Source organism: Sphingomonas sp. P3_C6, assembly GCF_056402595.1.
Map to the genome: position 1 here is coordinate 1 of NZ_JBFUHB010000045.1, position 20,644 is coordinate 20,644.

Here is a 20,644-nt window from a genome sequence, read left to right on the forward strand (position 1 = left end):
TCTGGCCTCATGTTGCCGTGGCCGGGAAACGCCGATCCAGGGTCGCCTTCCGCTTCGCGGATCCACTTGCGCAGCACGTTCGCATGCACATCCAGATCGCGCGCTGCCTGCGATGCCGAAACGCCACGCTCCAATACCAGCTTCACCGCCTCGAGCTTGAACTCCCGGCTGAACTTCCGTCGTTGCATCGTCACCCTCCGGTTCCAAAAACACCTTATCTCGGTGTCCACGAAACCGGGTGCAGCTCATCCCTCCTCGACGAGTTCGCTCCCGACGAATGCCAAAATTACTTCAACAACTCAGGCTATGCCTAACCTAAAATCATCACGCTCTAGTGCCCCAGCTTTCCGCGCGGACGATATGCGCTCCGAGCGCGGCGCTCGGCTATGGGATTTTGCGCGGTGTTCGAAAGGACAACCCCGTCATCGGCGTGAAGCGCTTCCCGGGAAGGGAGATGGAGCGGTTCCTGTCCACCGTCAGAACTGGGACGGCTGGGCTAAACGCTGGCCGCGGCGCCGGCGCCTGGTGTCGAAAGCGTGTTCGCGATCGCCGCAGGAATCCGACCCGGCGATCGAACAAACCCGACATAGTTGGATCGCCGCCACACGGCAGGGATCAGCCGCTCCGCCGGCCCATCGCGCGCAGCACCAGCCATCCGCCGATCCCAGCACCACCGGCCGCCGCGATCAGACCATAGCTAGTGGCGCCACCACCCATCCCCGCAGGGGGGCCGACGGCCGCCAGTTCCTTGCGCTCCGTGCCTGCGACCGGTTCGTTGGCGCCCCGCTGCGCCGGCACGAATCCCTGGTCGGTCAACTCCATCGTCGACAGGTCGAGCCCCATGCCCCGCGCGCCCTGCGCGACCGCGGCGCCGACGGCATCGAGTCGCCGCCGGTCGCCCTTGGCCTGCTCGACCGCGGTGTCGATCAGCGCCGCCTGCACCAGCAGTGATTCGGCAAGCTCCTGCTTCGCCGCATCGCCCGCGCCGGCGAATTCCGGCGCGGCGGTGAGCGCGCGCGCCGCCTGTTCGCGCACCGCGTCCTTCACCGCCGGGCCCGGCGTATCGTTGCGGCCGCGCGTCGCCTGCCACGCATTGATCCACCAGATGGTATAGGCGTCGGCGACATTGTCGACATGCAGGTCGTAGGGCGCAATCGCCTTCCCGATCTTGTCGATGAAATCGCCCGACGCGAACAGGGTCGCGAGATCCTTCGCGCCGGCGGGATCGGCCTTGCGAGTCTTCTCGACGAAATGCGCCAGGTTCGCCGTGCGGCGCGCCTTTGAGGGGCTGTAGCGGAGCGCGGCGGGGTTCGGCGCGACCATGTCGCCGCCGTCCTGATATCCGCCACCCCGATATCCACCGCCGCGAGCGTCCATGTCGCGCGGGTCGATCCGCGGGCGCACGCTCCGGCCGGGCGGCGGCCGGCGCACCTGCTCGCGCAGCACGATGCCGAGCTGGTCGGTGCCCGCGACGGAGGGGATGATCGTTCCCCATGCCATGTCCTGTGCCGTCGCCGCCACCGGCGACAAGGCAGCGATCCCGAGGACCAGAGCCCCAAGGATCGGGACCTTGGGGACCAGGGCTAGTGCGCGTTTCATCGGACCCTCCTTCACACAAACACAAAAAGGGAGAGCGGGTGATAGCCCGCCCTCCCCCGACTGAGAACCGCGAAGCTTATTGCTTGCGCGACATACCGCTGAGACCTTCGCCGATCGTCTTGATGACGGTGCTGCTGGCATTCATCAGATAGGAGAATTCCTGGCCGGCGACCTGCAGGTCGGTCGATGCCTTGACCGACTTCTTGCTGCCCTGCTTGTCGAGCGCCTGCGCCATCTTGTCCATGTCCTGGACCTTCTTGTCGAGCGCCTGGGCCATTGCATCGGCGATCGCCTGCAGCCAGGAACCGCTGCCCTTGCTGCCGCGCGACTTGCGCGCCTCGGCCATGTCCTTGCCGCTTTTGAAGGCATCCGCCAGCTGCGTGTACATGTCGCGCGAATCCTGCTGCGCCGAGCGCTGCAGCTCGCCCTGCTCCGCCGGCGACAGGCCGAACTGCTGGGCCAGATCCGACACCGCCTCGGCGATCGTCGCCGGGCCGCCGGTCGTACCGGTCGCCGCCGAGAAGGCGTTCTGCGCCATGTTGATCATGCCCTGCGGCAGGCCCAGCTCCTGGCCAAGTTGCTGGATGACTTCCTTGGCGATCGCCGTGCCGATCGTGCGCACGGCGAGCGAAGCCCAGCCCGCGGGGCCCATGGCCAGCTGCGCCAGGCTGACCGGATTGATTAGCGAACCTGCGATACCGCTCAAGAAGCTCATGACCGTTCCTTCCAGAATTTCGCGCTCCTTCGGGGAGCTGGCCGGTTGCGGCTGTTCGCCGCGACAGGGAGAAAACTGCCCCGGATCGCGCCGCCGCGCGCTCGACGATTCGTTTAGTTGGCCTAAACGATTCGCTTAGTTTTTCCGCGGCTTCCCTCATTCGAGCGGCATGAACAGCAGCCCGGCGAGGCTGTTCAGCTCGCGGACCCCGTCCAGTTCCAGTTTGCGGATGGCATTGTTCATGTGCGTGCGGACGGTGTTGTCCGTCATGTTGAGCAGGGTCGCGATATCGCCATTGGCACGCCCCCAGCCGAGGAAGCGCAGCACCGCCGCCTCGTTGCGGGTCAGCGTCTGCAAGCCGGCGATGTGGAGCAGCGGCACGCGTGCACCGGTCACGCTGAATTCGCCGATCACGATGTCGCGGGCATGCGCTTCACGCTTCGCCTCGGCCTCGCGCAGCCGCTCGACCAGCCGCGCCAGTTCCTCGGCATCGTCGATGCCGTCTCCGGCGAGGCCCGGCATCGGTCGCGCATGGGGCTGCACCGCGTTCACCGCGGCTGCGCCACGCGCTGGAGCACGCCGCCGGCGATCTGTTCGCGCGTGCCGAGATCGGCGAGCACCGCCTGGGCGAGCAGCGGCAGGGTCAGTATGACGACGAAGATCGACGCGGCCGCCTTGATCGGCATGGAAAGGGAGAAGACGTTGAACTGCTGCGCGAAGCGGTTGAGGAAGCCGAGCGCGGCGTCGATCACATAGAGCACGGTCAGCACCGGCGCCGCGAACAGGAAAGCGAGCGCGAACAGCCGCCCGAACTCGCCCTCGAAATATTGCACCGCGCGCATGTCGAGCAACAGGCCGCCGGGGCCGAGCGGCCACACCATATAGCTGCCCATCACCGTGCCGACGAGCAGGGTGAGCCCGCCCCCGGTGACGAAGACCACTTCGGCGAAACGCCCAAGCAGGATGCCGGTGAGCGAGGTCGTCGTACCGCTCAATGGGTCGACGAGCTGGCCGATGGTCGCGCCGACCTTGGTGTCGATGATCTCACCGGCAGCAGCGAGCGCCCAGAGGATCGTGCCGAAGAACAGGCCGATGATGCCTCCGGCCGCCGCCTCCTTCAGCAGCATCTTCGCCCAGTCCATCGCGCTCAGGCTGGCCGGCGCGAAGTGCGGCTGGAGCGCAAGCGCGACCAGCCCGAAGGTGACGATGATGCTGTTGCGCACCGTCGTCGGCATCACTTCCTTCGAGAAGATCGGCACGAACACGAACGCGAAGGCGAACCGCGTCGCGGCAATGCCGACTGTCAGCAGCTGGTCGAGCCAGGGGATCGCCGCGAACAGCGGCACGCCGATGCCGTGCGGCGCGCCCTCGATCACCGCCCTACCCCCGCCAGGCCAGAGAAGATTCCGTCGGCATAGCTGAACAGCGTGCCGGCCATCAGGCTGGCGGTGACGAAGATGCTGACCACGATGGCGAAGAATTTGAGCGTGTACTGGAGCGTCTGCTCCTGCAGCTGGGTCGCCGCCTGGACAATCGCGACGAGCAGACCGACGACGGACGCGGCGAGGATCGGCGGGGCCGACAGCAGCAACACCAGCCACAGCGCCTGGGTGGTCAAGGTGACGACATCGTCGCTCATGCAGGAATCTCACGCATAGGACAGCACCAGACCGTGGCTGAGCTTCACCCAGCCATCGACGAGCACGAACAACAGGATCTTGAACGGCAGCGATATCGTCACCGGCGACAGCATCATCATGCCCATCGCCAGCAGGATGTTCGATATCACCATGTCGATCACCAGGAACGGCAGGAAGATCAGGAACCCGATCTGGAAGGCGATCTTGAGCTCCTTCACGACGAATGCCGGGATCACGATCACGAAGTCGCTGTCCTTCAGCGCGCTGACCTTGGTCGGATCGCCGATGCGCTGCTGGGTGCGCAGGAAGAAGGCGCGCTCGCGCGGGTCGCTGTGCTTGACCAGGAATTCGCGCAGCGGCTCCTTGGCGCGGTCGGCGGTGGCGAAGATGTCGCCGGTGCTCTCGATCGGATTGTCCGCCTGTTGCGGCTCGCCCGGCATGGTCGGCGCGGCCGGACGCTCGATCGCGGCGGCCTCCTGCATCTTCTCGAGCGTCGGGTACATCACGAACACCGACAGGATGAGCGCGAGGCCGTTGAGCACGATGTTGGGCGGCACCTGCTGAAGTCCCAGCGCATTGCGGACCAGGCTGAGCACCACCGCGATCTTGGTGAAACTGGTCACCATCACGGCGAAGAACGGCGCGAGCGCGATCAGGACGACCGTGATGAGCGCAGAGCCGGGCGTGAAGTCGGACAGGTTCACGCCTGCGCCTCCGCCGCTTCGGGATCGACCGCGACAGGGTCCGCGCCGACATCGTCGATCGCGGCACGCTCCTCGATCAGCACGGCGAACCGGTCGCCGAGCTGGACCAGCTCACCGCGCGCAAGCGGACGGCCGGCGACGAGCAGTTCGACCGGCATGCCTTCGGTGAGCGGCCCGAGCGGCAGCGCCATGCCCGGGCGCAGGGCGGCCAGGCTTGCTGCGCTGGTCATGCGATCGGGCAGGCGCAAGGTGAGCGGCACCGCGAAATCGCGCGGCGCGGAAGTGTCAGCGGCCATCGGGCCTCCCTGTGGATGCGGGGTGAAGCGTCCGGACAAAAGATCGCATTGCCCGGCAAGGGCGGTGCCGGTGTCGGTGTCGGTGTCGAGCGTGGCGCCCGGACGCGCGGCGAGCAGCACGAGATCGCCGGGTTCGAGGCCCCCCGCCTCGGCAATGGGCAGGCGCGGGCCTTCCACCAGCAGCCGCACCACCACCGGCAAGGTCGGCGCGACCGGGTCGAGCGATCGGGCGCGCTCCTCCCAGCCGGCGCGTCCGGGATGCTCGATCGAGACGGCGATCAGTCCCTTGGTTCCCGCGTCGCTGAACGAGATGATCACGGCATCGGTGACCCGCTCCTCCTCCAGCGCGCCGGGTTCGAGCATCAGCTCGAGCGCCTGTTCGAGCCGTTCGAGCGCCGGCTCAGCCCGGTCCAGCAGCGCGACGGCGTCGGCGGTCCGTTCCGGATCGAGCAGCACCGGCCGCCCGCCGCAGCGCAGGATCCGGAAACGGACGCTACCGGCACAAGCAAACCATGCCGCCACCGGTTGCGGCTCCCGCACGATCGCAGTGTCGAAGCCCGCGTCGCCTATCAGCCCGCACAGCACCGCCCCAAGCGCGGCCGCGCCAGGGTCGAGCCTGGGCAGGTCGGTCAGGCCATCCAGCGCCAGCGCCGTCGCCATCAGTTGAGCGCCCCGGGCAGCGGCCGGCTCGCCGGGGGCACGGTGCCGTCGGGCCAGCGCGCGATCAGCGTGATCGACGCGGTGGTGACGCCGACCAGCATCGTCTCGCCCCGCGCCTCGATCAGCACCACGCGTTCGCGCTGGCCGAGCGGCATAGACCGCAGGAAACGGATCGGCGGTTCGCCGTCGCCGTTCGACGCAACGCCGAGTTGGCGGTCCTGCAGCTTCTTCAGCAGCCAGATCGCACCCCAGGCCATGCCGAGCACGATGGCAAGCGCGACCACGATCGCGACGATCGACGACAAGACGGCTCCGATACCCATGGTTCTCCCGATTCTTCCGTTGATCTATTCGGCGGCGGCGGCGAGCGCGGGACGGCGCACCGCCCCGTCCATGTCCTGCCACATCGGCGCGTCGCCGCTCTTCGCCTTGCTTGCCCAGAGGATGACGGCGGCGATCGCGTCGAACATGTCCTCGGGCACGATCTCGCCGATCTCGCCGCGCGCCCACAGGCTGCGCGCGGTGCGCACATTGCGGATGATCGGCACGCCGGCATTCTCCGCCTCGGCACGCATCGCCGCGGCCAGCGGGCCGGCGCCCTTGGCAGCGATCACCGGCACCGGGCAGGCCTCGAGATCATAGTCGAGCGCGATCGCGATATGGGTCGGATTGACCAGCAAGGCCGCAGATCCGCGCGTCGCGCCGATCGCATTCTGGTTGGCCCATTCCTGGTGCATCTCGCGCCGCATCGACTTCACCTGCGGGTCGCCCTCGTCTTCCTTGTGCTCCTGCTTGATGTCCCGCCGGCTCATCTTCATCTTCTTGATGAAGCTGGCCTTGGCGTAGATCCGGTCGGCGACCGCGACGAACAGGAAGACGCAGACGACCATCGCGAACATTTGCAGCGTCAGCGACCAGGTCTGGCTGAGCGACGCCATTGCCGCCGCAGGCCCGCTCGAATCGATCGGCGAACTTCCGGCCAGGGCGATGAGCTGAGTCGAGCTGGTCAGGGCATTGTGCAGCACGATCCAGGCGATGACGCAGATCAGCGCGACCTTGACCAAGGTCTTGGCGAGCTCGAACAGCCCGTCCTTGCCGAACATGCGCTTCAGGCCCTCGATCGGATTCATCTTTTCGAGGCCGAACTTCAGTTTCTCGGTGGTCAGGATGGGCCCGACCTGAAGGAACTCCGCAAAGGTCGCGATCAGCGCCACCGGCACCAGGGTGACGAACGAGATGCGGACCAGTGTCGCCGCCGCATCCCAGCCGGCGGCTGCGGCTGCCTGCTCGAACGGCAGGGTGGTCGCGCCGGTCAGGGTATCACTGGCAAGGCGGGCTAGGTCCCTGGCGACATAGCCCGACGCGGCCAGAAACAGGACCAGCCAGGCAAGTGTCAGCAGACCCGCGCCAAGATCTTTCGACTTGGCGACATCGCCCTTCTTGCGCGCATCGCGCAAACGCTTGGGTGTCGGCAGTTCACTTTTGTCGGCACCATCATTCTTCTGGGCCATGCGAGTGCCTGTCTCCAGAGATAAAGAACATCCGGCACGCATCGCGCCGAAATATTCCATTTCATCAGCCGAGCAGGGCTAAAGGTCACGTGGCTCGTGGGGCAGAACCGCGTTTGCCTAGTTTCAGAAACAAACTGTTACACGTCAACCGGTCGAATCAAAGAATTCGTAGTTATCGTGACTATATATACTGGGTGTATACGTGGTTTTGCCGACAAACTGTGCAAGCTATACGTCAAGTCGAAAACATCGCATTATCGTTTCGACGCCGTTACGTCGAAAAAGTTCCACCCTCTATCGTCAATTCGTCGCATCATTGGCGCAGCTCACCGTACTTGATGTAAATCAAAGAAAATTTTGCAAGATGACTTGAAAATGAAAGAATTCGCCCGCAGGCTATTGATCACGCCCGAGTTCTGAGCAGGCTTCGGGCAATGTGGGGCATCGTACTGGATCCCGTCGGTCGTCGTGGCCGATGGCTGGGAGAACGATGCGACATGGCAAACCCCCTGCGCTGGCCTCGTAGTGCCGGCTTTTTCGTCATTGCTGGCGTGGCATTCGCCGTACAGCCGGTGGCCGCGAGGGATCGCGCGCCACCTCCGCCGCCCTGCCCGGTCGGCGAAACGCTCCGCGTTGCCGGCGCCGGTTCGCTGGCCGGCATAGCGTCGCTGTCGCAATGCTCGAACGTCGTGATCGCGCCTGCCTCACCCAAGGAATATGAGGCGCCGGTCAACCGGACGATAACGCCCGAAGCGCCGGCGATGCGGCGAATCTCGGACGAGCCGGCGACCATCAGGATCGCTGCGATCGCACCGAAGACGGCCGAGCCGGTCGAGCTCGCCGCGCTGGCCGGGCCGGTCGATGCGGAGCGGATCCTGACGATGCAGCCGGCATCCTACAGAACGCCCTATGATTCGATGATCGGCCGTGTCGCCGCGCGGCACCGGATCGACCCGCTGCTATTGCACGCGGTGATTACCCAGGAATCGCGCTATCGGGTCAACGCGACCAGTTCGGCCGGCGCGCGCGGGCTGATGCAGCTGATGCCCGGCACCGCGCGCATGCTCAACGTCCATGGCGGCGCGATCACCGATGCCGAGGCCAATGTCGATGGCGGCGCCCGGCTGCTGCGCCAGCTCTATGGCCGGTTCAATGATTTCTCCCTGACCCTGGCCGCCTACAACGCTGGCGAAGGCGCGGTACGCAAATATGGCAACCAGGTCCCGCCCTATGCCGAGACGCAGAATTACGTCCGGCAGGTGACCGCCAATTATCAGCGGCTGGTTTCCGAACAGGGCGTGGCGGGGCGCTGATCGTGGCGCGGACGCTCCCTTTCCAGCGCCTGCGGGCGCTGCCGATCCGGGCAGCCGATGTCCTGCTGGTCGGTGTCGTCGTCGCTGTCGTCATGCTGATGATCGTGCCGATGCCGCCGCTGGCGCTCGATGTGCTGATCGCGACCAACATGACGATCGGCATCCTGTTGCTACTGAGCGCGATGTACGTCGTCAAGCCGCTCGATTTCTCGACCTTCCCTACGGTGCTGCTGCTGTCGACCCTGTTCCGGCTGGCGATCAGCATCTCGACCACGCGCATGATCCTGACCGAGATGGATGGCGGCGCGATCATCCAGCAATTCGGCGAGATGGTTGCCGGCGGCAATCTGATCGTCGGGCTGGTGGTGTTCCTGATCATCACCATCGTCCAGTTCATCGTCATCTCGAAGGGCGCCGAGCGCGTCGCCGAAGTGGCCGCGCGGTTCAGCCTTGATGCGATGCCGGGCAAGCAGCTGTCGATCGACAGCGACCTTCGTTCCGGCATCCTGAGCAAGGACGAGGCGCGCGAGAAACGCCGCACGCTGGAGATGGAGAGCAAGCTCCATGGCAGCCTCGATGGCGCGATGAAGTTCGTGAAGGGCGATGCCATCGCCTCGATCATCATCGTGCTCGTCAACCTGATCGGCGGCCTGGCGATCGGCATGCTCTATCACGGCATGTCGGCCGGCGCGGCGGCGACGACCTTCTCGATCCTGACGATCGGCGACGGGCTGGTGGCGCAGGTGCCGGCGCTCTTCTCGGCCATGGCTGCCGGCCTGCTGGTCACCCGCACGACGGACGAGGATCGCGACCGCGATCTCGGCCCCGCCATCTCGCGCCAGCTGCTCGGCAAGCCGCATGTCCTGCTGGTTGCCGGCGGGCTGACCCTGCTGCTCGGGCTGATCCCCGGCTTCCCGACCCTCGTCTTCTTCGCGCTCTCCGCCGCCTTGCTTACCGGCGGCGCGCTGAACCATCCGACCTCTGGTCGCTGGGTGCGCGAACGGCTTGGTTTCGCCGTCGCCGACAATGGCGTGCCCGTCGGTGAGACGACGATCGTCGCCCAGGCGATGCCGCGGCTCGACGCGCTACGCCTGACCGTCGGCGTGCCCTCCGAACAGCCGGAATTCGCCGCGCTGGCGGGCCGCGTCCGCGCCGGCATCGCCGCCCTCCAGGAACGCAGCGGCGTCGCCATCCCCGACCTGCGCATCGTCGCCGATACGACCGGAGCCATTCCGGACAATGGCTGGACCCTCTCCGCCCATGACGCGCCGCTCGGCAGCGGCGTCGAGGCGAGCGAACTTGCGAACCGCGTCGGCCTGCATGTCGAGCGGCTGCTCGAACGCAATCTCGTGCTGTTCCTGGGGCTCCAGGAGATCACCGACCAGCTCAACCGGCTCGGCGAAAGCCATCCCGAAGTGGTCAAGGAAGCGGTCCGTGCCGTGCCGACCGGCCGGATCGGCGAAGTGCTTCGCCTGCTAGCCGAGGAGAAGGTGCCGCTGCGCAACTTCCGCGACGCGATCGAGGCGATCGGCGATGTCGGCCAATATGAGCGCGAGGCGGTGCCGATGGCCGAACGCGTACGCATCGCCATGCGCCGCCACCTGATCGCGCCGATCTGCGATGCCGGCCGGCTGCGTGTGCTGATCGTCGGCAACACCCTCGAAGAGATCATCCGCCACACGCTGACCCCGGTCGACGGGCAGATGCGCCTGGCGATCAACCCGCACCAGATGCGCGCGCTCAACACCCTGCTCGCCGAGCAGGTCGCGGCGAGCGGCGCGCGCGCGATCCTCACCGCGCAGGATCTGCGCCGACCACTCCGACTGCTGATCGCCGGCGACCTGTTCGACGTGCCGGTCATTTCCTTCAACGAGCTCAATCCCGCCGTCCCGCTGGACATCGTCGGCGAGCTCAATTCCGCCCCTGAGAGCCTGGCCAGCCAGGCGCAACGCGAGTTTGCCGAATGACGCGAGTTTCGTGGCATACCCCGACTTTCCTGGGAACACTCTTCCTTGCCTGCGCCGTGGTGGCGCCGGCTGCCGCGCCGGCCGAGGCGCCGCCCTTCACCGACAAGTCGGTGACGGTTACCGCGCGCAACCAACGCGTCGATGCGGCGATCGCCGACCTGTTCGGCCAGGCCGGGCTGAAGGTGAAGACCAGCTCGGCGATCAACGGCAAGATCAACGGCGTGTTCGTCGGCACGCCGAAGACGATCTGGACCCAGTTCGCCCGCGCCTTCAACCTCGTCGCTTATTATGACGGCGCAGTAGTCCGGGTCTATACCGGGGGCGAGATCCAGTCGCGCAGCTTCGAGGCGGCGAACCCGGCGGGTATCGTCCAGGATGCGCAGAAGATGCGGATCGTCGACAGCGCGAACACCGTCGCCGCCTCGGCCAATGCGGTGAGCGCGACCGGCGTTCCGGCGTTCCTCGACCGTATATCCCAGCTTGCCGGCAGTACCCGCGCCGCCAACCCGGCGATCATCCAGGCGTCGGCCACGCCGTCCAACGCGGCGATCATCTCGCCGCTGCTTGGGCCGGCGGCGATGGACACGGTGAGCAGCGCCCCCCTCCGCTCGCGCGTGCTGAGCTCGGCGACGACCCGCTCGCCCTATGAGGTGCGCATCTTCTATCTGCGCTACGCCCGGGCCGACGACACGATCCAGAAGAGCTTCGACCGAACCGTGGTGATCCCCGGCGTCGCCTCGATCCTGCGCGGGATGATGGGCGACGGGCGGCCGTCCAACACCGTATCGACCAGCGGCAATTTCGATCTCGAACGCCAGTCGATGCCGCGGCTCGGCGGACGCGGGCTCAATTCGGTGCCGCCCGATGAGGCGCAGCGAAGCTTCGACCAGCAAGGCACGCCCGGTCTCGACACCACCGTGGTGCGCGAGGCGGCGCCCCGCGACATCAACGGACCGCGGGTCGAGGTCGACCCGACCAACAATGCGGTGCTGATTCGCGACCGGCCCGAATCCATGTCGGTCTATGAGGACATCGTGAAGGGGCTCGACGTCGAGCCGCGCGGCGTCGAGATCGAGGCGACGATCATCGAACTCGATACCAGCCGCCTGAAGGACCTCGGTATCGATGTCGGCTTCCGCGACGGGGGCTTCGCTGCGCTGTTCGGCGGATCGCAGTCGAACCCGAGCGACAATTTCTCCGGGGCCAATGCCGCGGCCACCTATCTCACCGGCTCGCTCAACGGCTTCTCGTTGCGCATCACCGCGCTCGAGAAGAGCGGCATCCTGCACGTCGTGTCCCGGCCGCGCCTCAGTACGCTCAACAACATCCCGGCCGTGTTCAACAACCAGGTCCAATATTATGTGCGCGTCGCCGGCGACCGCCAGGTCGACCTGTTCCCGGTGACCGCCGGCATGGTGATGCGGGTCAACCCGTCGGTCCTGTTCGACGGTGGCGAGCTGCGCACCCGGCTCTCGATCGAAATCCTCGACGGATCGCCCACCGGACTGATCGTCGACAGTATCCCGGCGGTGAAGCAGTCGAGCATCAACACCAGCGCGGTGGTGAAGCAGGGCGAGAGCCTGCTGATCGGCGGCATGACCGTCGAGACTCAATATGACTATAAATCCAAGGTGCCCGGGGTCGGCGACATCCCGATCATCGGCCAGGCCTTCCGCAAGCGCAACAAGGGCTCGCAGCATATCGAGCGGATCTTCCTGATCACGCCGCGGATCCTGTCGCAGAACAGCCCGGCCGGGCTCCAGCCCGCGTCCGCCACCACGCCGATCCCGCTCGAAAAGCTTCAGGCGCTCGCCGCGGCCGGCAAGTCCGGCGGGAAGCGCAAGCGGTGAACGCACCCTTCGCCCCGCCAATGGCCGGCGCCACCGTGCTGCGTGTGCTAAGCGGCCGGCTCAAGGGCGCCGAGCATCGCCTGCACGGCGGCAAGTTCGTGCGGGTCGGCCACGGTTTCGACCATGACATCGTGCTGCGCGATCCCTCGACGCGCGGCCTGTCGCTCGAATTGCACCTCGGCGACGAGGTTGCGACGGTGCGGGTCGTCGCGGGCGAGGCGCAGTTGTTCGGCCGCCCGGTCGGCGCCGGCGAGGAAGCCGCCCTCCCCGCCTTCATCCCGATGATGCTGGGCGGGTTCGCCGTCGCGGTGGGCGAACCGACATCCGAGCGTTGGGAAGAAACCGAGCGCCTGTCCTCCATGCTGACCGTTTCCGAGACCGGCGGCCAACGCGCCGCCCTGGGGGAGCGGGTCGCGACCCGTTTCTATCCGATGCGCGATGCGCTGTCGCTCGAACGGCGTTGGCCGATCTACACGGCGCTGGCCGCCATGCTGCTGCTCGTCATTGCGGTGACCGGCCCGGCGACACGCTGGATCGGCCAGCAGTTGCACAGCAGCGCGACCGACCGGGCGGTGCTCGCTGCGGCCGGCTTTCGCGACCTGACGCTTACCGAAAGCGCGAACGGGCCGATGATCCACGGGATCGTCAGGGACGATGCCGAGCTCGCCCGGCTTCGCCTGCTCGTTTCGGAGCGGATCGGGCCGGCGATTGTCGATGTCGACACGATGCAGGCGCTAGCCGCATCGGCGACCGACCTGCTCCGCGCCCAGGGCGTGGACGGCGAGGCGAAACCGCGCGGCGGGCACAGCCTGCTCGTCACCGCCGAATTCCTCCCCGCCGACCGCCGGGCCGAGCTCGAAAAGCTGATCAAGCGCGACGTGCCGGGCGTCACCCAGGTGGCCTTCGCCCCCGATGGCGGCCGCGGCGACCGCGACCTGCAATATTTCTTCTCCGGCTCCGAATATGGCCTCGCGACCTTTGTCGACGGCAATCCGGGCTACATCACCACGATGGACGGCACGCGCTGGTTCGCGGGCGCGCTGGTGCCGACCGGGCACAAGATCATCACCATCGGCAATGGCCGCGTCAGCTTCGAGCGCGACGGTCAGGTCGAAGAACTCATCCTGGGACCGGAAACGCCGCCGGCCCAGCCCGAGACCAACCTAACCGGCGTCCGATCCAATGAAGGAGCGCAGTCATGACCAACCCGATCAACAGTGCCTCACTCGGCACGCTCGCCTCGATGGGCAATATGGGCGACAATGATGTCCGCGAGGGCAAGGGCAACTGGTTCGAAGCCTTTGCCGATGCCTGGGGCAAGGCGCTCGACACGCAGGCGGATGTCATCACCGCCAAGTCCGATGTTGTCTCGCAGGGCGGCGACAAGCCGTCCGACATCACCCAGCTGACCGCCGAATCGATGCGCATGAGCTTCATGGCCAACAGCTCGCACAGCTCGATCGACAGCGTGTCCAAGGCGCTCGAAACCATGGCCCGGAAGAACTGAGCATGAGCATCGATGCAATCGGCGCGCTTGCCGCATCAGCCGCAGGACCAGCCGGGGCCACGGGCGCCGGCGGCCGCGCCTTCGACCTGTTGCCCCCTGGCGGCGGCGCTGCCGGCACATCGGGTGTCAGCCCGACGGTCGAGGGGCGTTTCCATCACGCGCTGGAGAAGATGGGCGAGGTCCAGGGTACGGTACAGGCCGGCCCGATCCCGCCTGCCCTCAAGGGCATGTTCAGCGCACTCGACCAGGTCAATGTCCAGGCTCGCGCCGTCTCGCGCTACGCCGCCAGTGCCGAGGCGAGCGGCGGGCAGCTGACGCCGGGCGAGATGGTCCAGCTCACCATGAAATGCTCGGAATTCATGTTCCAGGCGCAGCTCACCTCCAACATCGCCAACCGCAGCTCGGACGGCGTGCAGCAATTGTTCAAGCAGCAATGACGCCCGGCGCGCCCTTCGCGTCGTCATGGCGGGGGCGGCTGGCTGCGCCCCTGCTGCTGCTCGCCGCCTTCACCCTCGCCGGCTGCAGCCGGCAGGAGGTCTATGGCAAGCTGACCGAGCCGGCCGCCAACGAGATGCTCGCGGTGCTGAACCAGGCCGGCATCCAGGCACACAAGGTCGCGGGCGAAAAGGACAATTGGAGCATCACCGTCGACCAGGGCGAGTTCGCCCGCGCCGTCGAGACGTTGCGCGCGCACGGCCTGCCGCACGAGAATTACGATTCGCTCGGATCGGTGTTCAAGAAGGAAGGCTTCACCTCCACCCCGCTCGAGGAGCGTGCCCGGCTGATCTACGGCCTGTCGCAGGAGCTGAGCCGGACGATCAGCGAGATCGATGGCGTAGTTCAGGCGCGGGTCCACCTGACCATGCCCGAGGCGGATCCGCTGTCGCGCGAGGCGAAGCCCTCGGCGGCATCGGTCTTCGTCAAATACCGCACCGGCTTCGACCTGCGCAGCCAGACCGGGGCTATCAAATCGCTCGTCACCAACGGGATCGACGGCCTGACCTATGACCGGGTGTCGGTGGTGATGGTCCCGGCACAGAGCCTGCCGGTCGTGCCAGAGAATCGGGACATGGTTTCGGTATCGACCCTGGTGCGCACGCTCGCGGCGATCGTCGCTGCGCTACTGCTTGCCTTTGCCGGCCGGGCGCTGTGGCGCGCACGGCGGCTCCGCGGCGGCCTGCCGGATACGGTGCGCCCGTGAGAGGCGAGGACCGGCGGCGGCGGCACGCGATCCTCGCCGAAGCGGCCGGCGAAGGGCGTGGAGCGCGCTTCGCCCGCCGGCTGGCGGGCATGCCAGGGCCCAGTTTCGCCGATATCGGCAAGGTGCCCGACTGGCTGAGCGCCGAGCCCGCACAGCAGCAGCGGATCGCCACGCTCGCCGCCCTGCTCCGCTATCGCCGCGCCATCGATGCGGAACTGTCCGGGACCAGGCTGGCGGCGCTCGCCGCGACGGTCGGCGAGGACCTGCTCGACGCAGCCTGTGAGGCGCCGGCACCCGACCGGTCGAGCAACCTGCCGCTCCCCCCGCCCCAGCACCTCCATGCCGAGGGTCGTGCGCTGCTGCACGCGGCGCTACCGCTGCCCTTCGCGCACCGCTTCCCGGATGCGCGCGACGATCCTCAGGCGCGTGACCTCGCCGCGCGGGCAAGCGCGATCGCGGCGGTGCTGGCATGAGCTTCCACCTCGTCCACACCGACGATCATACATTGCTCGCCAGCGGCACGGCGGTGATCAAGCGCGCCCAGCGCGTGGATTTCGCCGACGCCGTCGCGCTGTTGCAGGCAAGTGCCGCGATCCGCGACCGTGCCTCGGCCGACGCCGACAACGCCCGCGCTGCCGGCCGGGCCGAGGGTCTCGCCGAAGCAAAGGCGGCCGCCGCCGACCATATCGCGGAGCAGCTGGCCGGTTTCGCCGCGGCGATCGAGCAACAGGAAGAGGCACGCCGCGCCGCCGTCGCCGAAGCGGCCCATGCTGCCGTCCGGGCGATCGTCGGCGAGATCGACGACGAGACGCTCGTCCCGCTTATGGTCGAGCGCACGCTCGCCCGACTGCCCGGCGAAGGCCCGGTGACCATCTCGGTTGCGCCCGCGATGGCCGACCGCCTTGCCGCTCGGTTCGCCGACTTCTCCCATGTCACCGTCATCGCCGATCCGATGCTCGGCCCGACCGACTGCCAGATGCGCACCAGTGCTGGCCAGGTGATCGCCAGCCTGTCGGTTCAGCTCGACGCGCTCGCCAAGCGCTGGGGCATCGCTTCATGAACACCCGGCCCGACACGCTCTCGCTGGTCCGGGCGCTCGATTCGGCACCGATGTTCGAACAGCATGGCCGGATCGTGGGCGCCCTCGGCACCACGCTCCGCGTCAGCGGCGTTCGAGCGCGCATCGGCGAGAGCTGCGAGATCGTCGATCCCGAGACCGGCTTTACCCTTTGGGCCGAGGTGATCGGCCTGGCCGATGGCGGTGCGATCCTGACCCCGCTCGGCGACCTTCGTGGCCTCTCGCTCGACAGCGACGTGATCCTGCGCAGCGGCGATGACCGCACGCCGTGCGGCACAGACATGTTCGGCCGCGTGCTCGATGCGCGCCTCCAGCCGCTCGACGGGCTGGGCCCGATCCGCCGTGGCAGCGACCGCCCGATCCATGCACCGGCGCCCAATCCAATGGACCGGAAGCCGGTGGATTCGGCGATGGAGACGGGCATCCGCGCAATCGACGGGCTGCTGACCATCGGCATCGGCCAGCGGGTCGGCATCTTCGCCAGCGCCGGCGTCGGCAAGAGTACGCTGCTCGCCAATCTCGCCCGACAGGCAAAATGCGACGCGATCGTCATCGCGATGATCGGCGAGCGCGGGCGCGAAGTGCGCGAGTTCATCGAGGAGACGCTGGGCGCCGAAGGCCTTGGCCGCTCGGTCGTGGTCGTCGCGACCTCCGACCGGCCGGCGATGGAGCGCGTGCGCGCGGCGCATGTCGCCACCGCCATCGCCGAGGGACTGCGCGAGGAAGGCCGCCATGTCCTGCTGCTGATGGACAGCGTCACCCGCTTCGCCCGTGCGCTGCGCGAGATCGGGCTGGCGGCGGGCGAGCCGGCAGTGCGCCGCGGCTTCCCGCCCTCGGTCTTCGCCGAGTTGCCGCGCCTGTTCGAACGCAGCGGCACGTCGGCAGCGGGTGCGATCACGGCGCTCTACACCGTGCTGCTCGAGGACGAGGAGGGCGATCCGGTGGGCGAAGAAGTCCGCTCGCTGCTCGACGGCCATATCATGCTGTCGCGCAAGCTCGCCGCGCGCGGCCATTATCCGGCGATCGACATTCTCGGCAGCCTGTCGCGCCTGTTCCCACGCCTCGCGCCGGCATCGCAGCAGCGCGCCGCGACCGGGCTCCGCGCAATGCTGGCCAAGCTCGATGAGATCGAACTGCTCGTCCAGATGGGCGAATATGAGCCGGGCCGCGACCGGCTCGCCGATCGCGCGCTGGCCGAGCGGGGCGCGATCAACGCGTTCCTGCGCCAGACCCGCGACGATTCGGCGACGCTCGCCGAATGCACTGCGCGGCTGCGCACCTTCGAGGAGATCGATCATGCCCGTTGATCCGGCTGGGCAGAGACTTGCCCAGGTCGCCCGCGTGCGCGGGCTACGCCTGTCGCGCGCCGCCGCCGAGGCCCACGCCGCCGCCGAGGAAGCGGCCGCGGCGCTCGACCGTGCCCGCGCCGACCATGCCGCCGCCGCCGCCGCCCGGGCCGAGGCGCGCCAGGCCTTCACCCGCACACCGGCCTGCAGCCAGGCGCGGCTCTGGCTCGACCATAGCATCGCGCTCGAAGCGGGCGCCGCAGCCCATGTCGCCGAACGCCATATGCGGCTCGACCTCGCCCGTGACGCGCATGGCGAAGCGGTGCGCGCGGTCGGCCGCCACCAGCTGCGCAGCGACACGATCGCCGATCATCGCCGCGCGGCGGTGCGGGTCGAGCAGCGCCGCGTCGAGGACCGGTTGGAGGCCGACATGCCGATGCAACCCCGGGCGCACCTGTCATGAACGCCGCGCCCCCGCCCCGGCCGAGCTACACACCCTCGCCCCGTCCGAGCCATAACCCGCAGTCCGAGCCACAGCCGGCCCAGAAGCGCGCCTTTGCCGATGCGCTCACCCGCACCGCCGGCAAGACCAAGAAGCAGAATCCCGACGACACCGTCTTTGCCGCGCTCACCATGCCGCGCGACCTCGCCGCCGCCCCGATGGCAGAAGCCGCCGCCACCGCGGGCGATGTCGATGCGATGCTCCACGCCCATCTCGACCGGATCGCCGCAGCCATCGCCGAAGTGGCAAAGGGCGGCGCCGAGCCCCAGGTGCAGCTCTCGCTTCCGCTCGGCGCCTATCGGATCGAGGGTGCGGTGCTCGGCCGCGACCTGGCCGGGCAGATCAACGTGCTGCTGATCCCCGCCACCGCAGTGCCGCCGGCCATGGCAGCGCAGTGGAGCGAGCAACTGAACGAGCGGCTGTTGCGGCGCGAGGTACGAGTCGGCCGGGTCGGCGTTCAGGCGCCGTCGAGGCGGGCGTTCACCCCGGCATAAAGCGCGATGGCGCGATTGACCTCGGCGCTCCGATCCCGCCTGCCCGGCTCGTCGACCCGGTTACGCCCGATCGTGAGCATCAGCGAGTCGATCTGGTTGTAGGCGACGAAGCTGGAGATCGTCTTCGAGATCTCGCCCAGACTGAGCGTCGTCCGGCCGGGGCCGTAACGGCGGCCAGGCGCCGTCTGCGTCAGCAGATTCTGCGTGACGGCGTTGCCATATTCGTCGCTCCAGCGTCCGGTGATGTCCGTGACGATGGTCAGCCCGTCACGCGTCGCGGCGTCGATCGCCTCGCCGTCGAAGCTTTGCTCGACCGTCAGGTCGCCCATGGTCTCCTGCGATAAGCCGGTGACCACCATCGCCCGGTCGTCCCGCGTGACCGTCAGCTTGTCGAGCCGGAACAGGTCGTCGATCGTCGCGTCGGCCGCCGTCTCCATCGTGATCCTGGTGCCGTTGCCCAGTTCCACGGTGGTCGTGCCCCAGAAGCGGGCGGCCTCGGCACCGTCGAGCGCGATCTCGGCCGCGCCCCAGACCAGTAGAGATTCCCCCGTCTCCGCATTGGTGACGTAGATCGACGATGTCGCCTCGTCGAGCGTCAGCGTGTAGCCGTCGCCGAGCTCGAACATGATGCCGCCGATCGAGATCGCCTTGACCTCGAACGCAGGCGGCCCGGAAACAGCGGGAAGGCCCTCGGCCGGGGCGACGTACAATGCGATGTCGGCCGTCTCAGGCAGTATCGCGGCGGCGTCAGCAGGGGCGGCGATCGGATCGAGCAGCACGACGCTCGCGACCATCGAGGTCGCGTCGTCCGAGAGCGTGATGCTGATGCTGTCGACCGCCGACGAGGCGACCGGCCCGGTCACCAGGGTGCGTCCTCGCGCAGGCGGAAGATCCCCGCCTGGATCGCGGCAAAGGCGTAGTCGGCATCGGTCGAACCGGGCCGGCCATCGCCGTCGACCAGGTTGAAGTGGAGTGCCGAGACCATGCCGAGCACGCTGCTATGCGGTTTCGCCGCGATCGTCGCCGCGACCTCGCTGGTGAATTCGTGCAACGCCCGGCTCAGCCGCCCGGTATCGGCCGGGCCGCCGCCGAGCGACGCCGAAAGCTCCGCGGCGACCTGGCCGACACCGTACGCGTCGTTCGCCGACCCGCCGGAATAGCCGCCGCGCGCATCGGGATCGACCAGCCCGAGCTGGCCCGTCAGCGTCGTCGCGACGCGGTTGGACAGGGTCGTCATCGCGGCTGCCGCGCGCGCGCCGGGGCCGCCATTACCGCCATCGAGTCCCCCGAGCGAGACCCGCTCGGCGCGTCCAGTGCTGATAGGATTGATCATCGGTCAATACTCGTCGGACGGTTGGAACATGCCGTCGTAAATAGCGTGTCCCGGGCTCCTGCGCGCTCAACGATTCGCTTAGGGAAGAATATGGAACTCGGCCGCTCGGGAGGCAGCAGATGATCGGCACCGTCGTCGCAGGGATTCTCGCCAGCACGGCACCCGTATCGGGGGCAGAGCGCATCGCGATCCTCGACGCGGCGCGCCAGCCGGTCGTGCGGCAGCTGAGCAAGCCGGTGAAATTCCTGGTGCGCACTCTCAACCGCGACGGCGATTGGGCATTCCTGATCGCGACGATGCAGGACGATCGCGGCCGGCCTATCAGCTATGCCGGCACGCCGCTCGCTTCGGCCGAAGCAGAGGGCATGATCTCCAAGGACTATGTCGCGCTGCTTCAGCGGTCGGGCGGGCGCTGGCGGGTGATCGACCAGGCGGTCGGGCCGACCGATGTCGCATGGGAAGGCTGGGCGGCACGGTACGGGGCGCCGGCGGGGCTGTTCCGGTAGGCAGAATGGTGATTCGAAACGGGTGATACTTCCAACAGGATGACGGTTTGCTGGCTGTTCCTGGCCGATTATTTTTTTACTGGCTGTTATGTTGGATTTTCAATTCATATTTTCAACACAGATTCAATCGCTTGATCCATTTATGGCTGTTATCGAATAACAGCCAAGGAGCAGCCAGCGACCTCGCTGTTCTGCCGGGAAACGACGGTACGCAACGTCAGATTCATCGGACCTGAGCGACTATCTGGCGTGTCAACGATTTCAAAGAGCGATGGCGAGTTGTGCGCGTGTTTCGCGTGCCTTTGAATTGAGTCTGACGAGGAGTTTTCTTGCAAGGGCGATGCGGACGACCATTTTTGGTTTTCCCTGTTGGGTTGAGTCGTTGATGGAAGTCGTTCAGGGTCGGGTCGAACTTGCGGGCGATATTGGCGACGAGGAAGAGGATGGTGCGGACGGAAGCCCTTCCGCCTCGGACGGGTCGG

The 20,644-nt window shown here is 67.4% G+C and carries 25 protein-coding genes and 1 pseudogene; 13 read left to right on the forward strand and 13 right to left on the reverse strand.

Translation table 11 applies throughout. From position 1 onward, the window contains the following. The 10 genes from AC1DT7_RS23260 to AC1DT7_RS23305 all read right to left on the reverse strand — a co-directional run. Window positions 1-188, reverse strand: a 188-nt coding sequence (locus AC1DT7_RS23260; RefSeq protein WP_478035524.1) for a transposase, incomplete at its 3' end; no start/stop codon positions are given. Between the two features lie 427 nt (window positions 189-615). Then, a complete protein-coding gene (locus AC1DT7_RS23265) occupies window positions 616-1,599 on the reverse strand; it encodes a DUF6683 family protein (RefSeq protein ID WP_478038582.1) in 984 nt (327 codons plus the stop codon). A 76-nt stretch (window positions 1,600-1,675) separates the two neighbouring features. Next, the gene (locus AC1DT7_RS23270) at window positions 1,676-2,314 is read right to left on the reverse strand and encodes a hypothetical protein (RefSeq protein ID WP_478038584.1); all 639 of its coding nucleotides are present in this window, start codon (window positions 2,312-2,314) and stop codon (window positions 1,676-1,678) included. A gap of 156 nt (window positions 2,315-2,470) precedes the next feature. Beyond that, a complete protein-coding gene (locus AC1DT7_RS23275) occupies window positions 2,471-2,836 on the reverse strand; it encodes a LuxR C-terminal-related transcriptional regulator (RefSeq protein ID WP_478038586.1) in 366 nt (121 codons plus the stop codon). Between the two features lie 26 nt (window positions 2,837-2,862). After that, complete coding sequence (sctT, locus tag AC1DT7_RS23280; protein WP_478038588.1) at window positions 2,863-3,690, reverse strand: type III secretion system export apparatus subunit SctT; 828 nt, start codon at window positions 3,688-3,690, stop codon at window positions 2,863-2,865. Next, window positions 3,687-3,953 carry a type III secretion system export apparatus subunit SctS gene (gene sctS, locus AC1DT7_RS23285; protein ID WP_478038589.1) on the reverse strand — a complete coding sequence of 89 codons (267 nt, stop codon included), beginning with the start codon at window positions 3,951-3,953 and terminating at the stop codon, window positions 3,687-3,689. Before sctS ends, sctT begins: the two co-directional genes overlap by 4 nt. A gap of 9 nt (window positions 3,954-3,962) precedes the next feature. Continuing rightward, window positions 3,963-4,658, reverse strand: a complete 696-nt coding sequence (gene sctR, locus AC1DT7_RS23290) for a type III secretion system export apparatus subunit SctR (protein ID WP_478038591.1) — start codon at window positions 4,656-4,658, stop codon at window positions 3,963-3,965. Continuing rightward, window positions 4,655-5,614, reverse strand: coding sequence for a FliM/FliN family flagellar motor switch protein (locus AC1DT7_RS23295; protein WP_478038593.1), 960 nt, complete (start codon window positions 5,612-5,614; stop codon window positions 4,655-4,657). Before AC1DT7_RS23295 ends, sctR begins: the two co-directional genes overlap by 4 nt. After that, complete coding sequence (gene fliO / locus AC1DT7_RS23300; protein WP_478038595.1) at window positions 5,614-5,937, reverse strand: flagellar biosynthetic protein FliO; 324 nt, start codon at window positions 5,935-5,937, stop codon at window positions 5,614-5,616. The genes AC1DT7_RS23295 and fliO overlap by 1 nt, the downstream gene beginning before the upstream one ends. 24 nt (window positions 5,938-5,961) lie before the next feature. Then, window positions 5,962-7,125, reverse strand: coding sequence for an EscU/YscU/HrcU family type III secretion system export apparatus switch protein (locus AC1DT7_RS23305; protein ID WP_478038596.1), 1,164 nt, complete (start codon window positions 7,123-7,125; stop codon window positions 5,962-5,964). 497 nt (window positions 7,126-7,622) lie between these two features. Here AC1DT7_RS23305 and AC1DT7_RS23310 point away from each other — a divergent pair, with 497 nt between their 5' ends. The 12 genes from AC1DT7_RS23310 to AC1DT7_RS23365 are packed head-to-tail and all read left to right on the forward strand — an operon-like array spanning window position 7,623 to window position 18,323. Next, on the forward strand, window positions 7,623-8,438 hold the full coding sequence (locus AC1DT7_RS23310) for a lytic transglycosylase domain-containing protein (RefSeq protein WP_478038598.1): 816 nt from the start codon (window positions 7,623-7,625) through the stop codon (window positions 8,436-8,438). Between the two features lie 2 nt (window positions 8,439-8,440). Further along, window positions 8,441-10,405: an FHIPEP family type III secretion protein gene (locus AC1DT7_RS23315; RefSeq protein ID WP_478038600.1), complete on the forward strand. Its 1,965-nt coding sequence runs from the start codon at window positions 8,441-8,443 to the stop codon at window positions 10,403-10,405. Next, a complete protein-coding gene (gene sctC, locus AC1DT7_RS23320) occupies window positions 10,402-12,255 on the forward strand; it encodes a type III secretion system outer membrane ring subunit SctC (protein WP_478038602.1) in 1,854 nt (617 codons plus the stop codon). The genes AC1DT7_RS23315 and sctC overlap by 4 nt, the downstream gene beginning before the upstream one ends. Next, complete coding sequence (locus AC1DT7_RS23325) at window positions 12,252-13,457, forward strand: SctD/MshK family protein (protein WP_478038604.1); 1,206 nt, start codon at window positions 12,252-12,254, stop codon at window positions 13,455-13,457. Before sctC ends, AC1DT7_RS23325 begins: the two co-directional genes overlap by 4 nt. Further along, window positions 13,454-13,762, forward strand: a complete 309-nt coding sequence (locus AC1DT7_RS23330) for a hypothetical protein (RefSeq protein WP_478038606.1) — start codon at window positions 13,454-13,456, stop codon at window positions 13,760-13,762. The genes AC1DT7_RS23325 and AC1DT7_RS23330 overlap by 4 nt, the downstream gene beginning before the upstream one ends. A 2-nt stretch (window positions 13,763-13,764) precedes the next feature. Further along, complete coding sequence (locus AC1DT7_RS23335) at window positions 13,765-14,199, forward strand: hypothetical protein (protein ID WP_478038608.1); 435 nt, start codon at window positions 13,765-13,767, stop codon at window positions 14,197-14,199. Further along, window positions 14,196-14,963, forward strand: a complete 768-nt coding sequence (gene sctJ / locus AC1DT7_RS23340; RefSeq protein WP_478038609.1) for a type III secretion system inner membrane ring lipoprotein SctJ — start codon at window positions 14,196-14,198, stop codon at window positions 14,961-14,963. Before AC1DT7_RS23335 ends, sctJ begins: the two co-directional genes overlap by 4 nt. Continuing rightward, window positions 14,960-15,436 (forward strand): hypothetical protein, encoded by a 477-nt coding sequence (locus tag AC1DT7_RS23345; protein WP_478038611.1) that lies wholly within the window; start codon window positions 14,960-14,962, stop codon window positions 15,434-15,436. Before sctJ ends, AC1DT7_RS23345 begins: the two co-directional genes overlap by 4 nt. Beyond that, entirely contained in the window at window positions 15,433-16,023 is a 591-nt protein-coding gene (locus AC1DT7_RS23350) for a FliH/SctL family protein (RefSeq protein WP_478038613.1), read from the forward strand. The genes AC1DT7_RS23345 and AC1DT7_RS23350 overlap by 4 nt, the downstream gene beginning before the upstream one ends. Then, window positions 16,020-17,348, forward strand: coding sequence for a FliI/YscN family ATPase (locus tag AC1DT7_RS23355; RefSeq protein WP_478038614.1), 1,329 nt, complete (start codon window positions 16,020-16,022; stop codon window positions 17,346-17,348). Before AC1DT7_RS23350 ends, AC1DT7_RS23355 begins: the two co-directional genes overlap by 4 nt. After that, on the forward strand, window positions 17,338-17,790 hold the full coding sequence (locus AC1DT7_RS23360) for a hypothetical protein (RefSeq protein ID WP_478038616.1): 453 nt from the start codon (window positions 17,338-17,340) through the stop codon (window positions 17,788-17,790). The genes AC1DT7_RS23355 and AC1DT7_RS23360 overlap by 11 nt, the downstream gene beginning before the upstream one ends. Continuing rightward, complete coding sequence (locus AC1DT7_RS23365) at window positions 17,787-18,323, forward strand: hypothetical protein (RefSeq protein ID WP_478038618.1); 537 nt, start codon at window positions 17,787-17,789, stop codon at window positions 18,321-18,323. Before AC1DT7_RS23360 ends, AC1DT7_RS23365 begins: the two co-directional genes overlap by 4 nt. Here the strand turns inward: AC1DT7_RS23365 and AC1DT7_RS23370 are convergent. Beyond that, window positions 18,287-19,186 carry a DUF1521 domain-containing protein gene (locus AC1DT7_RS23370; RefSeq protein ID WP_478038620.1) on the reverse strand — a complete coding sequence of 300 codons (900 nt, stop codon included), beginning with the start codon at window positions 19,184-19,186 and terminating at the stop codon, window positions 18,287-18,289. The genes AC1DT7_RS23365 and AC1DT7_RS23370 overlap by 37 nt on opposite strands. Then, window positions 19,183-19,656 (reverse strand): hypothetical protein, encoded by a 474-nt coding sequence (locus AC1DT7_RS23375; protein ID WP_478038622.1) that lies wholly within the window; start codon window positions 19,654-19,656, stop codon window positions 19,183-19,185. The genes AC1DT7_RS23370 and AC1DT7_RS23375 overlap by 4 nt, the downstream gene beginning before the upstream one ends. Before the next feature lie 119 nt (window positions 19,657-19,775). On the opposite strand from AC1DT7_RS23375, the gene AC1DT7_RS23380 reads away from it, so the two are divergent. Further along, the gene (locus AC1DT7_RS23380) at window positions 19,776-20,162 is read left to right on the forward strand and encodes a hypothetical protein (protein ID WP_478038624.1); all 387 of its coding nucleotides are present in this window, start codon (window positions 19,776-19,778) and stop codon (window positions 20,160-20,162) included. A gap of 261 nt (window positions 20,163-20,423) precedes the next feature. Here the strand turns inward: AC1DT7_RS23380 and AC1DT7_RS23385 are convergent. Beyond that, window positions 20,424-20,644: pseudogene (locus tag AC1DT7_RS23385) on the reverse strand (IS110 family transposase); the annotation flags it as partial.

What these genes read in the sequence shown, in the direction of transcription:
- AC1DT7_RS23305 (WP_478038596.1), bottom strand. Translation starts at nt 7,125, where the DNA reads ATGGCCCAGAAGAATGATGGTGCCGACAAAAGTGAACTGCCGACACCC.
- AC1DT7_RS23335 (WP_478038608.1), top strand. Translation starts at nt 13,765, where the DNA reads ATGAGCATCGATGCAATCGGCGCGCTTGCCGCATCAGCCGCAGGACCA.
- AC1DT7_RS23355 (WP_478038614.1), top strand. Translation starts at nt 16,020, where the DNA reads ATGAACACCCGGCCCGACACGCTCTCGCTGGTCCGGGCGCTCGATTCG.
- AC1DT7_RS23270 (WP_478038584.1), bottom strand. Translation starts at nt 2,314, where the DNA reads ATGAGCTTCTTGAGCGGTATCGCAGGTTCGCTAATCAATCCGGTCAGC.
- AC1DT7_RS23310 (WP_478038598.1), top strand. Translation starts at nt 7,623, where the DNA reads ATGGCAAACCCCCTGCGCTGGCCTCGTAGTGCCGGCTTTTTCGTCATT.
- fliO (WP_478038595.1), bottom strand. Translation starts at nt 5,937, where the DNA reads ATGGGTATCGGAGCCGTCTTGTCGTCGATCGTCGCGATCGTGGTCGCG.
- AC1DT7_RS23380 (WP_478038624.1), top strand. Translation starts at nt 19,776, where the DNA reads ATGATCGGCACCGTCGTCGCAGGGATTCTCGCCAGCACGGCACCCGTA.
- AC1DT7_RS23360 (WP_478038616.1), top strand. Translation starts at nt 17,338, where the DNA reads ATGCCCGTTGATCCGGCTGGGCAGAGACTTGCCCAGGTCGCCCGCGTG.
- AC1DT7_RS23295 (WP_478038593.1), bottom strand. Translation starts at nt 5,614, where the DNA reads ATGGCGACGGCGCTGGCGCTGGATGGCCTGACCGACCTGCCCAGGCTC.
- sctJ (WP_478038609.1), top strand. Translation starts at nt 14,196, where the DNA reads ATGACGCCCGGCGCGCCCTTCGCGTCGTCATGGCGGGGGCGGCTGGCT.
- AC1DT7_RS23375 (WP_478038622.1), bottom strand. Translation starts at nt 19,656, where the DNA reads ATGATCAATCCTATCAGCACTGGACGCGCCGAGCGGGTCTCGCTCGGG.
- sctC (WP_478038602.1), top strand. Translation starts at nt 10,402, where the DNA reads ATGACGCGAGTTTCGTGGCATACCCCGACTTTCCTGGGAACACTCTTC.
- AC1DT7_RS23365 (WP_478038618.1), top strand. Translation starts at nt 17,787, where the DNA reads ATGAACGCCGCGCCCCCGCCCCGGCCGAGCTACACACCCTCGCCCCGT.
- AC1DT7_RS23265 (WP_478038582.1), bottom strand. Translation starts at nt 1,599, where the DNA reads ATGAAACGCGCACTAGCCCTGGTCCCCAAGGTCCCGATCCTTGGGGCT.
- AC1DT7_RS23275 (WP_478038586.1), bottom strand. Translation starts at nt 2,836, where the DNA reads ATGCCGGGCCTCGCCGGAGACGGCATCGACGATGCCGAGGAACTGGCG.
- AC1DT7_RS23330 (WP_478038606.1), top strand. Translation starts at nt 13,454, where the DNA reads ATGACCAACCCGATCAACAGTGCCTCACTCGGCACGCTCGCCTCGATG.
- sctS (WP_478038589.1), bottom strand. Translation starts at nt 3,953, where the DNA reads ATGAGCGACGATGTCGTCACCTTGACCACCCAGGCGCTGTGGCTGGTG.
- AC1DT7_RS23350 (WP_478038613.1), top strand. Translation starts at nt 15,433, where the DNA reads ATGAGCTTCCACCTCGTCCACACCGACGATCATACATTGCTCGCCAGC.